This is a genomic window from Tenacibaculum sp. E3R01, from assembly GCF_003318185.1.
Taxonomy (GTDB): domain Bacteria; phylum Bacteroidota; class Bacteroidia; order Flavobacteriales; family Flavobacteriaceae; genus Polaribacter; species Polaribacter halocynthiae.
This window is the reverse complement of the sequence record NZ_QOCC01000012.1, coordinates 99,178-118,748: the sequence shown is the minus strand read 5'-3', so window position 1 is coordinate 118,748 and position 19,571 is coordinate 99,178. Positions and strand designations below refer to the sequence as shown.

The following is a 19,571-nucleotide window of genomic DNA, read 5'->3' as shown; positions in this document are numbered from 1 at the left end:
GAAAGGTTGCTGTTATTTTTATATATTTACTTACTAAATAACAACTAACCTACTATGAAAGCAATCTTTAAATTATTACTACTAGTTCTTTTTGTTACAATAGGGTGCACTAAAAAAACAACAGAAAAAGAAGTTGTTACAAAACCTCAAGAAGATACGTATGTTAAAGATAACTATACAAAAAAAGAAGTAAAAATTACCATGAGAGATGGTACAAAACTACATACTACCATATACTCACCTAAAAATACAACTCAAAAATACCCTATTCTGTTTCAACGTACTCCTTATAGTTGTAGACCTTATGGAGAAGATAAGTTTAGAACCAAAATTGGACCAAACTTAAACTTAATGAAAGAAGGAAATATTATTGTATATCAAGATGTTCGTGGACGCTGGATGAGTGAAGGTATTTATGATAATATGCGTGCTTTTATTCCTAATAAAACTGAAAAACAATCGGATGAAACTACAGATACTTATGACACGATTGATTGGTTAGTAAAGAATGTAGATAACAATAACGGAAAAGTAGGTACTTGGGGAATCTCTTATCCTGGTCATTATTCAACAGTTTCAACTATTAATGCGCATCCTGCTTTAAAAGCTGCTTCACCACAAGCTTGTATCGGTGACTTTTTCTTTGATGATTTTCACCACAATGGTGCCTTCTTATTAAGTTATTTTAAAGCCATCTCTTTATTTGGAACCTATAAAGATCAACCAACTGATTCTGCTTGGTATTCATTTCCTAATATGAAAACCCAAGATCAATACCAATTTTTCTTAGACAAAGGCCCTTTAAAAAATTTAAACGAATATTTTCAATATGAGAAATTAGATGTTAAAACAACTGAAAACAAAAATCGTATTGATGATTTTTTCTGGAAAGAAATTGTAGAGCACCCAAATTACGACTCAATATGGCAAAGCAAAGGAATTATTCAACATTTAAATAAAGTTCCTTCAACTGTAGCAACCATGGTTGTTGGAGGATGGTTTGATGCAGAAGATTTATATGGTCCTTTAGAGACCTATAAAGGAATAGAAAAAAATCAACCTAACAATTATAACACACTTGTGTTTGGTCCTTGGGATCATGGAGGATGGTCAAGAAATAAAGTACCTAATAAAGTAGGTAACTATTATTTTGGAGACTCAATTTCATTAAAATTCCAAAAAAAAATAGAAACAAAGTTTTTTAATCATTTCTTAAAAGGAGATGGTTCAAAAAGCTCAGGATTACCTGAAGCTTATGTCTTTGATACAGGAAGAAAATCGTGGAAATCATACGATGTTTGGCCTCCAAAAAACTCACAAAAAGAAACTTTTTTCTTATCTGGAAATCAAGAATTAACAACTTCTAAAAAAGGAAACTCTAAAATCAATTTTATTAGTGACATTAAACGTCCTGTACCGTATTCAGAAGATATAAAAACTGTTTTCACTCCTCGTAAATACATGACTGATGATCAAAGATTTGCAGCTAGAAGACCTGATGTTCTAGTATTTGAAACTGATGTTTTAAATGAAGACTTTACGCTTTCTGGTGATATATTAGCTAAATTAAATGTTGCTACTACTGGAACAGCAGCTGATTGGATTGTAAAAGTTATAGATGTTCATCCTTCTGATTTAAAAAATGATAATAAGGAAATGCAAACACATTTAAAATTAAGTAACTATCACCTTATGGTACGTAGTGAAATTATGCGTGGACGTTTTAGAAACAGTTTTGCTAAACCTGAGCCTTTTACTCCTAACAAAAAAACTTCAGTAAATATTAAATTGCAAGATGTATTTCATACATTCAAGAAAGGACATAAACTTCAAATTCAGGTGCAAAGTACATGGTTTCCTTTAATCGATTTAAATCCTCAAACCTATGTAGATAATATTTACAAAGCGGATAAAAAAGATTTTAAAACACAAACACATTCTGTATTTACAGATTCTAGTATAGAATTTTCTGTTCTAAAATAATAGCAATAAAAATGAAAAAACTAATTTTATTATTAACTATAGCGTTAACTATAAACAGTAACGCTCAAGAGAAAGCAAAACCAGTATTTAAAAACGGAGAAGCTCAAATTGTTGAAGCTTTTAGTTCTCCGGATAAATGGTTGCGTCATGACTTATGGGTAGAAACAGAATTTGATACTGACGGTGATGGAAAACTAGACAGAATGCATGTAGCAGTAACAAGGCCACATCAAACAGAAAAGCAAGGATTAAAGCTTCCAGTAATCTATGTTTCTAGTCCGTATTTCGCTGGAGTAGCTCCAGAAGTAGATGGTGCTTTTTGGAATGTAAAACACGAGCTTGGTGAAAAAACAGAAAGGCCTGTGCATCCAGAAGTAGTTAGAAGAGGAAAAAGACCAATTATTTCTAATTCACATATTAGAAAATGGGTTCCAAGAGGATACATTGTAGTACATTCATCTTCACCTGGAACAGGTTTATCACAAGGTGCTCCTACTGTTGGTGGAGATAACGAATCTTTAGCTCCGAAAGCCGTTATAGATTGGTTATGTGGAAGAATAAAAGGATACACTACTCCTTATGGTAATGAAACTGTAACAGCGTTTTGGTCAACAGGAAAAGTTGGTATGACAGGTACTTCTTATAATGGAACAATACCATTAGCTGCAGCCACAACTGGTGTTAAGGGCTTAGAAGCCATTATACCAATTGCACCAAACACTTCTTATTATCACTATTACAGATCTAACGGTTTAGTTCGTTCTCCTGGAGGTTATTTAGGAGAAGACATTGATGTTTTATATGACTTTATTCATAGTGGTGATGAAGCTAAAAGACCTTATAACAATAAAACAGTTAGAGATACTGAAATGCTAAATAACATGGATAGAGTAACTGGAGATTATAATGATTTTTGGGCTGGTCGTGATTATTTAAATGATATGAAACCTATGAAGGCTGCTTTATTAATGTCGCATGGTTTTAACGACTGGAATGTAATGCCTGAACATAGTTATAGAATTTATAAAAGAGCAAAAGAGATGGGGATTCCTGCTCAAATTTTCTATCATCAAAATGGTCATGGAGGTCCACCTCCAATTAAAATGATGAACAGATGGTTTACACGTTATTTACATGGAATAAAAAACGATGTTGAAAATGATAAAAGAGCTTGGATTGTTAGAGAAGATGATAAAAGAACTGAACCAACAGCTTATAATGAATATCCTAATCCTGAAGCTAAAGAAGTTGTTTTTCACTTAGGTAAAGACGGTTCAAAAACAGGAAAATTAAAATTAAAAAAGAACTCAAAAAAAATAAGAGAAACTTTAACTGATGATTATAATTTTTCAGGTAAACAATTAGCCAAAGCATCTGAATCAAAAAATAGATTATTATATGTTACTCCTATTTTAAAAGAAGACATTCATATTTCTGGGGTTCCTAGTATTAAGGTAAAAATTGCAAGTAGTAAACCTGCTGCAAATTTATCTATATGGTTGGTATCTTTACCTTGGAACGACACAAACAATGCTAAAATAACAGATAATATTATTACTCGTGGTTGGGCAGATATACAAAACCATAAGTCATTAAGAAAAAGTAATCCATTAAAACCAGGGAAGTTTTATGAAATGACTTTTGATTTACAACCAGATGATCAAATCATAAAAAAAGGACAACAAATAGGACTGATGATTTTTTCTAGTGATAGTCAATTTACATTATTACCTAAACCTGGTACAGAACTAACTGTAGATTTAAAAGATACTAAACTAACATTACCAATTATTGGTGGAACAAAACAAATTAAGAAGAGCTACTAAACTTAGTATCTCATATTTTTATAAACAAACTCGTAATCTAACAAATTACGAGTTTGTTATTTACATCCCTTTTCAATTATGCTTTAATCCTAAATCTTCTTGAAATTTTTACCAAAAAGAACTCTTCTCTTACTATTTAGTACTTAATAGCTTTCTTATAAAATATAAGTGTACTTTTGCAGTATTAGAACGCTATATGACATTTAAAAAATTAGGGCTAGAAGCTCCATTATTAAAAGCACTTGAAAAACAAGGCTATACAAATCCAACACCTATTCAAGAACAAGCAATACCTATTTTATTAAAAGGTACTGATTTACTTGGTGTAGCTCAAACTGGAACTGGAAAAACAGCTGCTTTTGGAATACCAATAATAAATACCCTATCTAAAGAGGTATCCAAACCTCAAGGGAAAAGAAAAATAAAAGCTTTAGTTGTTGCTCCTACTAGAGAATTAGCAATTCAAATAGGGGAAAGCTTTACTGCTTATAGTGAATTTACTAATCTTAGAAATACTGTTATTTTTGGAGGAGTAAAACCTGCTCAACAAATAAAAACCTTACGTAATGGCGTTGACATTTTAGTTGCTACCCCAGGACGTTTGTTAGATTTAATGGATCTTGGACATATTACATTTCGTGATCTTAAACATGTTGTTTTAGATGAAGCTGATCAAATGCTTGATATGGGCTTTATACATGATATTAAAAAAATCATAGCTAAGTTACCCCCTAAACGACAATCTCTTTTCTTTTCAGCTACCATGCCACAAACTATTGCTGAATTGTCTAAAAAAATGCTAGGCAAGTTTGAACGTGTTACTATTAAACCTCAACAAGCTACTGCCGAAAAAGTTGAACAAGGTGTCTATTTTGTTAGTAAAAAGAATAAACCTAAGTTATTAATTCATTTATTAAATGAAAAACCTAATGAATCAGTTTTAGTATTTTCTAGAACTAAACATGGTGCTAATAAAGTAGTAACTAAACTTGGACAAGCAGGTATTAAATCGGCTGCTATTCATGGAAACAAATCACAAATGGCGCGTCAAAAAGCTTTAAAAGCTTTTAAGGATGGTTCTTTAAAGGTTTTAATAGCTACAGATATTGCTGCTCGTGGTATTGATGTTGATGATTTATCTTTAGTAATCAATTACGATCTACCTAATGTACCTGAAACTTATGTACATCGAATTGGTAGAACAGGTAGAGCAAATGCCAGTGGTGTTTCATTATCTTTTTGTATGACAGAAGAACGACCATACTTAAAAGATATAGAAAAACTAATAAAACAAAAAGTTCCAAGACTTGGTGAGCATCCTTTTATGGAAGAAGATGATCATGTTGAAGAAATGTCTGTTAAGAAACCTTCAAAACAACGATCAAAAAACAACACTAAGCCTCGTGGTAATGAAAGTGGGAATCGAACTAATTCTTCAAGAAATAGAAACAGGAATCGTAATAGAAACAGGAATAGAAACAATCCTAATAAAAAAGAGTAATTATTATAATCATTAACACTTTCTATTTAATTCTGTATTTCAACTAAATTTTCATGGATGTATCGAAAAAAATTGTTGGTCAAAAGATTCAGAAAATTATTTACAGTGAAGTTAACAATAATAAAGGTGAATTTTATTTTGACGGGTTTGATACTTTTGACTTTGCAATTAATATCCAAATGCAAAATGATTTTTGGTGGCATTTAGCATGGAAGGATGATGATTTTTTTGAATTTGGAAAAGGTTTATATCAAAAAAACTCACATTTAAGTTTAGATATAATTAAATCATGGGAAGCAAATAATAGATGGATTGATGTTTTAAATTCGTCTATTATAAATTTTAAAATATCTCATATAGATAAAGCCAAGCTTATACCTTCTTTAATTGAGATATCTTTTGAAAATGGAAAAAAAATAAAAATCTTAATTGCTGAAGAATTGAATGCTGACAATTCAATTCCTTTTGGCTTAAAATATGACTTTAGTGGCAGAATTTATGTTATCCATAATTTAAATATACTAAAGGAAATAGAAGTATAATTTATAAATACTTCAAAAAATCACTTCTATCTATTTCATAGGCACCCAAACTAGCCAAATGCTCATTGTATACTTGGCAGTCTATTAACTTGTATCCTAAGTTTTTTGCTAAATGAATAAAAGCTACTTTACTCATATTACTTACTTTACTAAACATACTTTCTCCACAGAAAACACCATTCCCTAAATCTACTCCATACAAACCACCAACTAGCTTGTTTTTATTTTGAGAAGTATCAAAATGCCATACTTCAATAGACTTTGCATACCCTTTCTTATGTAATTCAATGTAAGCTTGCTCCATATCATCAGTAATCCAACTTCCATATTGATCATGCCTATCAATATATTTACAATTAAATACAACCTCTGCAAATACTTTGTTTTCTGTAATAGTAAAATCTTTTTTACGAAGAATCTGCTTCATTGATTTAGATATTTTTACGTCTTCTGGAAATAGTACCATTCTTTCTTGAGGAGCATACCAAACAATAGGTTCACCTTCATTAAACCAAGGAAAGATTCCTTTTTTATAAGCGTATATTAATCGTTCAACAGATAAATCACCCCCAAAAGCTAATACACCATCTTCATTTGCTACTTCATACGGAGGAAAATTTATTTCTTCACCAATCCAAATCATTATTTATAACATCTTAAATTTCACCGCTAAAATACAACTAAACCTATTAAATACACTAAACTTCCTACTACCATAGCAATTAATGTATAAGGTAAAATTTCTTTTGCTTTTAACTTTGTAATTCCTAATAGAGGTAATGCCCAAAAAGGCTGTAACATATTGGTTATTTGATCTCCATAGGCTAACGCCATAATAGCTTTAGGTAATGGAACACCTAACTTCAAAGCACTTTCAACTACAATAGGCCCTTGTACAACCCATTGCCCGCCTCCACTTGGAACAAAAACATTTACTATACCTGCGCTAAAAAAAGTAAAAATTGGTAACGTAGTAGTTGTGGAAATTGACACAAAAAAGTCAGAAATTAAAGTAACCATCCCTGTACTTTTCATTATTCCCATAATACCAAAATAAAGAGGAAACTGAATCAGAATACCAGATACATCACTTATTGATTCAGTTACTGCACTTGTGAATTTTTTAAAACTTCCATGTAATACTATCCCTAAACCTAACATAAAAAAATTGATTAGGTTAGGTGTGATTTTCAAACTCTTAATATCTTCAAAATAACGATAAAAAAAAGTTATCAAAATTAGTATACCAAAGGCATAAGCTAATAACGATGAACTATCTAATTTTTCGGCTTGGGTAGTTCCCTTATCTTCTTTACCCATTCCGTATTCTGGTAAATTTATTTTAGTAGGCGTTGCTCTTTTTCCTAAAAAATAAAAAGTTGTAGTTACAGCAATTACCACCATAAAAAAGATGACTAAGTTCCACCAACTAAATACTGTTTGTGAATAATCAATAAGATTTGGTATTTGTACTAATATTTCATCTGAAGAAATAGACTTCATTATACTTTTTATATGCCCATTCTCGTTTATTTTTATGGGCGCAGATCCAGAAATACCTCCGTGCCAAACCATCAATCCAACATAACCTGCTGCTCCAATAATTGGATAATTTAATTTGAAATTATTTTTTTGTGCATGCTCTGCAACTTTTCTAGCTAATAAAGCACCAAAAATTAACCCTAATCCCCAATTAAAAAAAGCGATAAACATTGTAGAACAACTTACTATAGCAGCACTCGTAGCAGTATTAGTACAATATTTTGTTACTTTTAAAATTAAATTGCTTACTGGTGTGCTTAAAACCAACACATGGCCTAACACTAAAATTAACATCATTTGATATGCAAAAACCAATAAACCGTTAGTCCAAATACCTTTTTCCCAAAAACGCACTATGTTTAGTGAATATTCAAAAGTAGTTGTGCTAATTGGTTTGGTAAGTATTAATGCTAAAAAGATAGTTATTAACGTTAATAAAATTGCTATCGTAAATGGAGATGGCAAATACTTTTTAAACACATTTTCAATAACCTGAGTAACTTTCATAAAACTACGTTTGTTTTGCTAAAATAAACAAATAGTGTAAATCAAAAATTAACTAGCTTTGCAGCATGGTAAAAGAACTACAGTTACGTGTTAATTTAATAGAAGAAAGAAAAGAAGATATTCTAAAAAAGAAAGCTTCTAGAAAATTAAGAATCCCAATTACAGATATTACAGCTGTAAAAGTTCTGCGTAAATCTATTGATGCACGTAAAAAAGAAACTATTTTCAATTATAAAGTAGCTGTATATATAAATGAGTCTATTCCTGATACTCCAGATTATATTTTTGAATACAAAGATGTTTCTAATGCAAAAGAAGTGCATATAGTAGGATTTGGACCAGCTGGAATGTATGCTGCTCTCCGCTGTATTGAATTAGGCTATAAACCAATAGTTTTAGAACGTGGTAAAAATGTGCAAGACCGTCGTAGAGATTTACGTGCTATTAATCAATTTCATGAAGTAAATGAAGATTCCAATTATTGCTTTGGTGAAGGTGGTGCTGGAACTTATTCCGATGGAAAACTATATACGCGTAGTTTAAAACGTGGTGATGTTCGTAGAATTTTTGAAAACCTAGTTTATCACGGGGCTACTGAAGAAATTTTAATTGATGCACATCCTCATATTGGGACTAATAAATTACCTAAAATAATTCAAAATATTCGTGAAAACATTTTAAAATATGGTGGTGAAATTCATTTTGAAACAAGAGTTACTGATTTTATTATAAAAAACAATAAATTAAAAGCTATACAATTACAAAATGGTACTGAGATGGCCGTTAATTCTGTAATTTTAGCTACAGGTCACTCTGCTAGAGACATTTATGAATTGCTTCATAAAAAAGATATTTTATTAAAGGCAAAATCTTTTGCAATGGGAGTTCGGGTGGAACACCCACAAGAAATAATTGATCAAATTCAATATAGTTGTACTGGACAAAGAGATGAATTATTGCCAGCTGCTGCTTATAGTTTAGTACATCAAGTAGGAAGCCGTGGAGTATACTCATTTTGTATGTGCCCAGGTGGATTTATTGTTCCTGCAGCTACTGCTAATGGCGAGGTTGTTGTGAATGGAATGTCTCCTTCACGCAGAAATAACAAATTTGCTAACTCAGGTATTGTAGTTGAAATAAATATTGACAAAGACTTACCTAAATACGAAAAGTATGGAGTTTTAAAAGGGCTTCAATATCAAAAAGATTTAGAAAAATTAGCTTTTAATGCTGGTGGCAGAAGCCAAGTTGCGCCAGCACAACGATTAACCGATTTTGTAGAAGGTAGATTATCTTCCTCTTTAAACGAAACTTCATATCAACCAGGAATAAACTCATCTCCAATGCATTCTCTACTTCCTAAATTAATTGGAGGAAAGTTACGTAAAGGATTTGCCGCTTTTGGTAAAAAAATGCATGGATACTATACAGCAGAAGCAAATATTATTGGAGTTGAATCACGTACCTCATCTCCTGTTAATATACCTCGAAAAGAAAACTTAGAGCATCCAGAAATTGAAGGCTTATTTCCTTGTGGTGAAGGCGGTGGATATGCTGGTGGAATTATTTCTGCAGCTATGGATGGAGAGCGTTGTGCAGAAGCTGCAATAGCACGTTTATAATTAACAAGATTTCTTTGATTTATCTCTAATTACCTTGTACTTTTGCAACTTATAAAAACTGAGTTCGTTATTTACGTCATGAGCCAAAAAAAGAATAAAAAGAAAATAGATAAACCACATTATAAACGATTACATAATTATTATAATCGTACTGGTTTTTATATGTTTATTTGGGAAAGTTTAAAAAAAGCTTTTTTCCCTATAGTTGGAGTAGTTATTGCTTTAATATTATTTAATAAATATGTTTATAATATTAATGATGGTTTACAAACCATGACTGAAACTTTTTCTAGAGTTGCTATATTAATTACTTTTTTCATATCTGAAACAATTTTAGGGTTAATTCCTCCTGAAATTTTTATTGCTTGGTCTAAAAAGACTTCAAGTCCTGTTTTAAATCTTTCTATTTTAGCAGTATTATCTTATTCTGGTGGATTAGCCGCCTACTTTATAGGAAGAGCTTCTTTAAAGATTGATTCTGTAAGAAATTATTTAGAAGTAAAAATGGCTAAAAACCTTAAAAACACTAGTAAATGGGGAGGTTTTTTAATTTTAGTCGGAGCCTTATTACCATTACCTTTTGCTATTAGTTGTTTAACTGCTGGTATGATTAAATACCCTTTTAAAAATGTAGTAATTGTTGGTTTATTTCGTTTTTTACGTTTTGCAATTTACGCTTGGGCTATTTTTAGCATGGTTAATTAATAAAAAATATAAATACTTTATGGGTGGATTATCTAACAATGACGTTTTTAAAAAATTACGTGTAGCACATAAGTTGCGTGATACTGATATCATTGAAATTTGTGCTTTGGTTGATTTTAAAGTTTCTAAAGGAGAATTAGGTGCTTTATTTAGAGCTGAAGACCATCCTAAATATATGGAATGTGGTGATCAAATACTACGAAACTTTTTAAATGGACTTATCATACATCTAAGAGGTCCAATGCCTCCAAAAAAGAAATAACTATTTTTATAAAAATAAAACCTTCTAGAAGTACTCTAGAAGGTTTGTTTTCCCCTTAAAATTCCTCTCTCAGATTAGTAACTGAGTGATGATACTACAAAGGTAAATATGTTTTTTTATTTTAAAAACGTATTTCTCGTTAAAAAAAATGTAATTTTTAGAGATTTTGTTTAATTCATTAACAAATAATTACGTTTCCCTTATACTTTTCTTAATTTCTTTAACAAAATCAGTGATTTTGGCTAAAAACAGCTTAGTTAAGCTATACCCTAAAAGTAAAAAAGGGACTGTAAAACAGCCCCCTTTTCTATATAAATAATTAAGAATATTTATTTTATAATTAACTTACGTTGTAATCTTTTACCTTCAACTCTTAATTCATACACATAAACTCCACTTTGCAGTTTATGACCTTGTGCAACACCATTCCAATTTATAGTATGCATTCTATTTCCTGTAACTTTTCTTGCTACAAAAGTATGAAGTTTTTGACCTAACATATTGTATAAACTAAGATCCACAAATACTTCCTTAGGGGTACTAAAGCTAATTTGCGTATGTTCGTTCATTGGGTTTGGTCTGTTTTGAGATAATGTTAATGTGTAATTCTTACTTAACTCAACCTCTTTTGATTTTACGGTAAAGCTATAAGGACTATTCATGGTACCTATTGTTTTATTTGAAAAGAACATTTCTGTATTCTCTAAATCTAAAACGCTATTTCCATCGTATAACTTAAACTGAATATTTTCATCACTATTACTTCCAATACCGATATAATAATGGTATTTTCCGTTAATAAATTCAGCTTTAGAAGCCCCTCTTAATTCATTATCAACTAATGCTAAAATAGTATACGCTTTATTTGTATCTAAATCAGCAGTTTCAAGTACTCCATTGATATACATAAAATCAGCAAACTGATTAAGATCAATTGACAAATCTAACTCCTTATATGAAGGTGTTCCTTCTAACTCACTTGATGAATTTGATAAAGCATTATTAACTTTAGTATTCTTAGCTACAGATCTTGCAACTGCATTCTTAATAATTCCAGAATAATTAATTGCTCCTGCATTTTGAGATTTAAAAACATATCCTAATCCTGGTGTTAAATGCGTTAAACTACCACGCCAACCTCCAGAAGTTGTATATTCTGCAAATAAACCTCTTCGCTCTATTTTATCACCTTCACTTACTTTTGTTGATGTAAATGATCGTAAAGCATAACTAGTACGTTCCAAATTATTTGGATAGAAAGGAAGAGCATTGGATACTTTTCCTCCAATAATAGTTATGTTCGTATTTAGATCTACTGGCACACCTACAATCTCTATATATTTAACCGCATCTGTTGCTACTTTTACTAGATAAGCTTTTGATACATCGATTACAGTTAAGTTTCCTTTAAAATTACCATTGGTTCCAACTGTTGCTTTTTGAGTTGGATTAGTAATATCTAATATTTCAGATCCATTAGGCAAGCCTTTTATCGCTGAAAGTGCTAAAGTGTTAGACGTTTTACTGTCTTTAAGATTAAAACTTAATTCTTGAAATCCTCTTACAACTGGTATTCTTCTTTTTACTTTTTTACCTACCGTAAAAGTTACTGGAGCTGCATTTGTTCCTTTACTTGTATTAAAAGCAAAACTATAATTCTCAATAATACCTTCATATTCTGTACATTCAGAAGCGTCCCAAATTTTAAAAGTTAACGCACTAGTTTCATCTGCATTTCCAAATACTGTTAAATTTACTATTCCATTACTAGCTACTCTAGCATAACCTCTTGGTGTATTTCCAATATAAGCAGTAACTGCATCATTAATATCTAGAGATTTCTGACCATCTATCAATAAATTTCCTTTAAAATCCATTGAGAATGGGTAGTCATTTTTAAAACTTTGAGAAACTACAGGCTCTGGACATGTAACAACAACCTCTACTCTAAAACTCTCTACACCAAGCTTTACACCTGTTTCTTTATTACTTGTTTTAATGTAAATGTTTGCACTGTGAACTCCAGGGTTTAAAAAGCTTTTGGTTTCAAATACTAAACTACTATTGGTTTCTCTAGCATTGATAGTATTTACAGCTCCTTTTGCTCCATTAGCTCCAGCTTTAACTTCAAACCAAACTGGTAAATTTTCAAAAGTATACGCTACATCTACACCTCCATCTTTATTAATTAAATCTACATAATCAATCGTTTTAGCTTCTCCTTGATTTTGCGAAATAGAAATGTTATTATGACTCCATTTTAATTTACTTCTATCAATAATAAAACTCCAAGAAGTCTTATCTACTTTGTTTCCTAATGGATCTTCTAACTTTTTATCTTTTACAAAAACAGTTAACCTAGCACCTTCCACAAATTCTAAATCTGAAATTTTCAAATTAAAATTAATTATCGTGTTATTTTCAGACATCGTGGTTGTAAACTGAACATCATCTACCGTTTTTGTTTGATCTAAAGGTGCAGCATTTTCATTAGTAACAAACTCAATACTATTTGCTGTTGTTCCTGAAGCATTTCCAGTAAAATCTTGAATCGCTTCATTTGGTTTTCCATTAATACCTTGTTTAGCTAATGTATTATTATTGAATACAAAATACGCTTCTAAAGTATCTTCATTACCTAATAATTGATTTTTCATTTTACTTGCTAACTGTGCTGGTGTTCTTAAGGACCTCCATAAACGAATTTCATCTAAAGAACCAACAAAAGCATCATTATTAACCACTGGTGCAATTACAATAGGATCTTCATTAGTTTTCAATACCGTTGATATTTTTCCAGATCCTACAGGATTACCATTAAAATAAATAGTAACATTACCGTTAACTTTATCGGCAACTACAGCTACATGTGTCCAAGTAAATGATTGTAATCCTACAGATGATTTCACCCCATTTCCTAAATCTATTTTACCATCTGATGCTAATAAAACCGCATAATTATTACCTTTTTGTAAAATTGGCACACTACCAGAAGTTGGGTATTTCGATGGATTCACCCACATTTCAATGGTTGCTTTTTCTTCTAAATTGAATTTAATATTATGCGGTATCGTAATCTTATCTTGAACATTATCTAATTTCACAGACGTTAATGGCTTAGGAATTCCTCCTAAAATACCACGCATTGCTAATGAATTTAAATTTACTGTAGCTGGATTAATAGGCGCTGAAAATTTAGCCGAAATAGTTCCAGTAGTATGTATCCCACCATTATCTGGAGTTGTTAACACTAATTTAGGTGCATTTCTTGCTATTTTTCCTTTTACAAATGGAGTTGGGTTTTTACGGTTATTAGGATTATCAGATCCTCCATCTCCACACACAGGTACAATTCTAAAATTATATTCTCCATTTGTTAAACCAGAAACATCAGCACTATATTCAACAAAATCACTATCCTTTTTTAAATTTTTCTTTAAAGTTTTTAAAGTTAATTTCTTCAAAATCCTTGGCATGTTATTGCCTTTAATAGTATACTCTATATCTACTGAGAAATCATCGGTATCAGGTTTGTCTTTTAATTCTGGTATTCTAAATTTAAAATCTAGCTTTTTTTGATCAGAACCATTTACTACCCAGTCATTTTGAGGTGCATCTGACGTAATAGTTTCAATACAAGCACCTGTAAAGTGTGCAGTAACTAATATTTCTGACAAAGGTTTTACACCTACTTCATTATATTCATCTACTCCATAAGAACGGTAACGATCTCCTGTTTGTTCACATTCAGAATACATCTGAATTTTTATATCCTTATAAGAAATTACCGAAGGTGCATCGGTTCCTCTTGCAATACGTAATTGCGCTTTAATTTCTTGTTGTACCCCAGTTGGTGAACTAGGATCTAAACCAAACACAAACTTTGAAGAGGTTGTTGGCTCAAAAATAGGTGACTCATTTAAGTTTACCACAGCTCCTAATGAATTTGAAGCCCCCGCCATTCCTACGATATAGGTTTTTCTAGTAGCATCTTTTGCTATTTGTGTATTACGTAACGTTAAGTTATACAATATCGATTCATCACCAGTACCATAACCTACTACTTTATCAACAATCAACTCAACTCCTTCTCTAGGTACAGTTCCTGATTCAAACGGACACGAACTTCTACCTCCATTGGTTAAAAACATTGGAGTATCATATTGCGGGTCTCTTCTTATAGACACATCAAATTGATCTCCTGCATCATCGTCGTTAAAAGTAAAACTATCGATTCTACTATTTTCTTTATCTGTAGATTCAGAGTCTGTCCTAGTACTACGTATTGACGACTGATTAACCCATTTTACAGTTCCAATTTCTACATCGAAAGAAGAACCAAGAGAAGCTCCACCTCCATTAGAGTCTCCTTTATTTATGTTTTTAGCTCTAGTTAACGTATAACTAACAGATGTTAAAGCATCAAAAGTAATTCGTCTATCTAAAACAGCTGGGTTTAGACCTACTCCATTCTGTCCTGGAGTATTTCCATTCGTTAAATTTTCCGTAGTAGAACTGAACCCCGGAGCATTTTTAAAAGAATTCGAAGTAAGCTTCTCATGATTATTTTTTATAATCTTCTCCCAACCCTTAATTTCATTGAGATACTTTGTAATTTCCTTGTCGTTATTGTCCGCTGGATTATTCTTCAACAGCTCCTCTAGTGTTCCTTTTAAATCTAAATGATTTCTATCTTTAGGAGGAGAAACAACATTATTATTCTTATCTGACTTTGCAATTGCCAATCGATATAAATTAGGAATTACATTATCTCCCAAGCTTTGCTTTGTATAAGCAAAAGGGACAAAACCTGTTGGCTTTGCAACTTTACCAGAACTTTTCACCACTGGAGTACAACCATTCATTTCAAGTACTTTCCCTGTTCCAAAAGAAACTATTCTAGACAAACCAATAAATACATCTGCATCTTCCCCTACATAAGTTGGATCTGATGGCGTAGAAATTTCTTTATCTAAAACTACTGTTGTTTCATTACCATTATGTGTTATATGTTCAAACTCTCCATTAATATCTATTGTATGCTCTGAATTCGCATTAAAAACACGTACACCTGTAGCCGTTATAGTAGCTGCTCCAACACCTGTTACAACACCTGCTAAGAATTCTGTTTCTATTACTTCAACTCCACCAATTGAATTATCAATATTAAGATTAACTGTTTCGTCAGTAGACATTGAAACCGTATAACTAGCTCCTTTTCCTAAGGTTGCAAAACTGTTGTCTCCTGGTGGATCATGTAATACATATCCCACTTGAGGATTTATCAACGTAAAATCAGAATTCTCTTGACTGGCACCTGTAATGATTACTTTTTGAGTAAATGAAGCATTTCTATCATTAAGTTTAGCAGATATTAAAAAGTTTCTTGTATGATCACCTACATAATTAGGTTGAGAAGTTTTCGCAAAAAAGTTTTTAATACTAGCACGTTTATTAATAACTAAGTTTTTATTTGAAAAAAGAGCATCTCCTCCTAAAGTAACTATTGCATCTTCCACTAAGCATTTATTAGCACCATAGCTCTCAAAAACTTTAACTACCATTTTAAATGGATCGCTACTCTTCAAAATATACTTTCCGTCACAACTTGGTTCTATTTTATCTCCTACATATTTTTCAGCCAATTTAGGTGTTAAAGCTACTCCTGCCACATCTTTAACTTTATACATTTCAAGTTCGATTTGAAGCTCATTTCTATATTGAAAATCATATACTACATTACCACGTCGCAAATCGATTACCGGACTTAGTAATTTCCTATTTGACCCTTCATTCGTAATCTCAACTCTATACCTCCCAGGTACCAGATCATTTACAGTAAAAATAGTATTATCACTATTAAAGTTAGCATTACTAATTGTTTTTTCAAATCTAGGGTGCTCTACATCTGTACGTATAACTTTACCTGTCCATGCCCCCACATTATTGTTACATGGAACTACAATGGTACCAATAAAACTATGCCTAGTTATATTCTCAAAATTCACATTTTGTAAAGGTTCCTCTATTACTACCTCATAACTATTTCCTTTGGGGTTTAATCTTGTATTCGTTGCTTTATAAGCATAAACTACTTCTCTCGAATATTGTTTAATATTGTTATTATCAAAACGACAATTACCTTTTAATTGTAAATAGTTATTATTCTCATTTTTTTCAACCATATTAACAGCTCTAGTACTGTATTTTTGATTAAAAGTGTAAGATAATTCTAATAAGTTAGCATCATTATTTATTATTTTAGCATCTTTAACCTTTGCAATATCTGATTGAGAAAGTGCTCCCTTTCGATACTCTAACAAATCTAATTTCGCTCTAGAAAAGTTAACATTTTTACCTTGTTTGGTATCTTTCCCTAAAATTACTACATCATTCGTGTTAAAAGAATTTAATGCCGTTGTTTTCTTAGTTGTATCTAAAAATAAACTTAATGTATTCGACTCACTATCAAAAGTTATCGCCCAAAAAACAAATTGACCTTTTAAGCTACTTTTTATTGTTTCAGATAACTTTTCTTGCTCCTGAATATAAATTTTTAAAACATTGTTGTTCACTAATTTTAAACTTAAGTCTCCCCAATCTAGAATAGTTTGAATGGCAGGTATTTCGTCTTTATTCCCTAGTTTTACATGAGGATTTACAAATCCTGACCAAGTAAAACTTTTTCCTTCATTAGTCACAAAACTTTTTGACTCTGCATATCCAGTTTTTCCGTCAAAACCTAAGCTCCCTTCATTTAAACGATCTTCATTTTTTAAATTTGGTCTAGGATTAGGCGTAATGATATGTTTTCCAGGAGCAGCTTTGATAGCATAGGTCCCTGTATTATCTGTAGTAACTTTAGCGTCTTCATTACTTTGAATTGGCTTCCCATCTATGAATAATGAAGTTCCTTGAATTACAGGAAACTTATTTTCACCTCCTAAATTATATTCTATAACTCCCGTAATAGGTAAACTTGAAACATCTGTGAAGTTTACATTGGTTACTTCTGCTCCATTTAATCTCCTAGGTACTCCTACCTGTTTTGTTTTTGGCAAAAACTCAAATCGAGGTTTTGTAGGTTCAATGGTATATTCAAATTTATTATCATTATTAGTTATTCCCTGAACCCCTGTACTTAATGATGTAAATTCATAATTACCTGTTTCATTGGTAAAAGTAGCATAACTTATTTTAGGTTGCTCGTTCGCAGTTAAATGTTTTAAAACACCTTTACTTTCAGCAATATATTCTCCCTTTTTCCTTGAAGAAAAATTATATGCTTTATGAGGATCATTAAAGTCAAAACGGTAATAGGCAAATAAATTAGTTTCATTACCTCCTACAATATGCTTTGCATAATTCGCTACCTCTACTGATGTTTTTGCTACATTCCAAAAACGTACCTCATCTAAATAATATCCTGTCTTAGTAACTGCACTTAAGCAAAAAGAATTTGTTCCTCTTAAATCAATATTGAACAAATTTGAAGTGCTAGCATTTTCTATTAAATTTCCATCTTCAAATAACTTTCCACCCTTTGATCCAAAAGTAAATACATAATGATGCCATTGCGTATCAGAAGTTCTTATTCCTTTTACATATTCTTTACCAGCCAACTTTACAACAATAGTATTCTTAGCCATTTCTAACTCGGCATTTCCTATTTTTAGAATTTTGTTAGTTTCTGTACCTATTACTCGTGTTTTATACCAAAACTCAAAAGTGGCTTGATTTTTATCATTTCTAAAAGCTTCTATATTTCTAATAAAAATAGGTATTGCATCTTTTTCTATATGTAAAGCTCCTCCTGGATTTACAGTTGCTTTCGCTTCTACTTTTGCAAACTTTGTTGCTACCTTAGAAGAGGTTTCAATGGTTCCGTTTACCTTACCATTTGGTAACACAAAACCATCATCTTTACCTACTAAGGCATCTGCACCTTGTTTTTTTGCTTGAATGGTATACTCATATAGCTCATTAGGTAATACTCCTCTGTCGACATATATTATTTCATCTGAGGGCTGCTTACTACTTACATTACGCTCTGTATGAATTACCGTACTGGTTGTACCTGCACGAATATTCCTCCTTAGTACTTGGTATTCATCCATATCTTTTGCATGTAACCAACTTACAACAACCCCATTCGCACCAGACAATAAGGTATGACTACTACCATCTCCATCACTTGCCTTCACAATAATTTTATCCAGGCTTAAAATAGGATGTTTAAGTTTTGAGCTAACTGTAGCTATTCCAGTATTTTTATATGCACTTACAAAAGAGGCTTCTTTTACCAAATTATCATTTGGAAAATGTTCATATAATAAATTCTTCCAAGAAGTGGTTACCATCACTTTTCCTCCAAAAACATCTTCATTAGAAACTATATCGTTTGTATACAATGTTTGTAATCCATTGTTTTTTAACTCCGATAATCTATTCTTACTCTCTTGGTAAAAACTTCGGTATTGTTCTAATTGAATTTGTTCTTTACTCTTTTTTGCTGACCAAGCCCTGTATTCCGCTAGAAACAAGTCTGTTTTTGCATCACTTATCAGGTACAAATCTTCAATATCGAAATTAGAGTTTTTTATAAATAATTTTTCTTGACCATCTATATAACCTCTAACTTCATTCACATTAGCATCAAAGGTAATTGCAAAATGATGCCAGCTATTTTTAAACAACTGTTCGTTCAACAACAAACTGCTTTTTATTTCTTTACCTCCTATTGATAAAGACACTTCATTTGAAGAAACATCTAAAGAAAATTTAGCATTTCCACCTTCAAAGTTAGTTACTCCCCAATAAACAGGCGCACCATTTGTACTTCCCGCTGTATTGTGCTTTGCCCAAAACTCAACTGTTGCTTGTTTGTTACTTCCTGCTTGTAATAACTCTTTTATATTGGTTTGAGGTGTAAATATTCGTTCATATTTCCCATGACTTTGTACATGCAATACAGATAACTCACTATCTTGTGCTTGCAATAATCCTAAAGGACTCAATAAAACTACTAACAATAACCTAAGTAGTTTATGTCTTTTATTTATTTTTATTTTTTGCATTCTA

The 19,571-nt window shown here is 31.4% G+C and carries 10 protein-coding genes; 7 read left to right on the top strand and 3 right to left on the bottom strand.

The window, feature by feature from the left end:
* Positions 1-54 precede the first annotated feature (54 nt).
* The 4 genes from DS884_RS02010 (at position 55) to DS884_RS01995 (ending at position 5,852) form a co-directional block, all read left to right on the top strand.
* Complete coding sequence (locus DS884_RS02010; protein WP_113785580.1) at positions 55-1,983, top strand: CocE/NonD family hydrolase; 1,929 nt, start codon at positions 55-57, stop codon at positions 1,981-1,983.
* Between the two features lie 11 nt (positions 1,984-1,994).
* On the top strand, positions 1,995-3,809 hold the full coding sequence (locus tag DS884_RS02005; protein ID WP_113785579.1) for a Xaa-Pro dipeptidyl-peptidase: 1,815 nt from the start codon (positions 1,995-1,997) through the stop codon (positions 3,807-3,809).
* Positions 3,810-4,005: 196 nt separating this feature from the next.
* Positions 4,006-5,310, top strand: coding sequence for a DEAD/DEAH box helicase (locus DS884_RS02000; protein ID WP_113785578.1), 1,305 nt, complete (start codon positions 4,006-4,008; stop codon positions 5,308-5,310).
* A gap of 53 nt (positions 5,311-5,363) precedes the next feature.
* Positions 5,364-5,852, top strand: a complete 489-nt coding sequence (locus DS884_RS01995) for a hypothetical protein (RefSeq protein ID WP_113785577.1) — start codon at positions 5,364-5,366, stop codon at positions 5,850-5,852.
* A 1-nt stretch (position 5,853) separates the two neighbouring features.
* Here DS884_RS01995 and aat read toward each other — a convergent pair whose 3' ends face one another.
* Entirely contained in the window at positions 5,854-6,495 is a 642-nt protein-coding gene (gene aat, locus DS884_RS01990) for a leucyl/phenylalanyl-tRNA--protein transferase (RefSeq protein WP_113785576.1), read from the bottom strand.
* 26 nt (positions 6,496-6,521) lie between these two features.
* The gene (locus tag DS884_RS01985) at positions 6,522-7,901 is read right to left on the bottom strand and encodes a short-chain fatty acid transporter (RefSeq protein WP_113785575.1); all 1,380 of its coding nucleotides are present in this window, start codon (positions 7,899-7,901) and stop codon (positions 6,522-6,524) included.
* Between the two features lie 65 nt (positions 7,902-7,966).
* Between DS884_RS01985 and DS884_RS01980 the strand changes: the two genes are divergently transcribed.
* From DS884_RS01980 to DS884_RS01970, 3 genes are all read left to right on the top strand, one after another.
* On the top strand, positions 7,967-9,523 hold the full coding sequence (locus tag DS884_RS01980) for an NAD(P)/FAD-dependent oxidoreductase (protein ID WP_093870489.1): 1,557 nt from the start codon (positions 7,967-7,969) through the stop codon (positions 9,521-9,523).
* A 78-nt stretch (positions 9,524-9,601) separates the two neighbouring features.
* Positions 9,602-10,228, top strand: coding sequence for a YqaA family protein (locus DS884_RS01975; protein ID WP_093870488.1), 627 nt, complete (start codon positions 9,602-9,604; stop codon positions 10,226-10,228).
* A 19-nt stretch (positions 10,229-10,247) separates the two neighbouring features.
* Positions 10,248-10,490 (top strand): DUF1456 family protein, encoded by a 243-nt coding sequence (locus DS884_RS01970; protein WP_093870487.1) that lies wholly within the window; start codon positions 10,248-10,250, stop codon positions 10,488-10,490.
* Positions 10,491-10,819: 329 nt separating this feature from the next.
* On the opposite strand, the gene DS884_RS01965 is transcribed toward DS884_RS01970, so the two are convergent.
* The gene (locus DS884_RS01965; protein ID WP_113785574.1) at positions 10,820-19,567 is read right to left on the bottom strand and encodes a LamG-like jellyroll fold domain-containing protein; all 8,748 of its coding nucleotides are present in this window, start codon (positions 19,565-19,567) and stop codon (positions 10,820-10,822) included.
* Positions 19,568-19,571 lie beyond the last annotated feature (4 nt).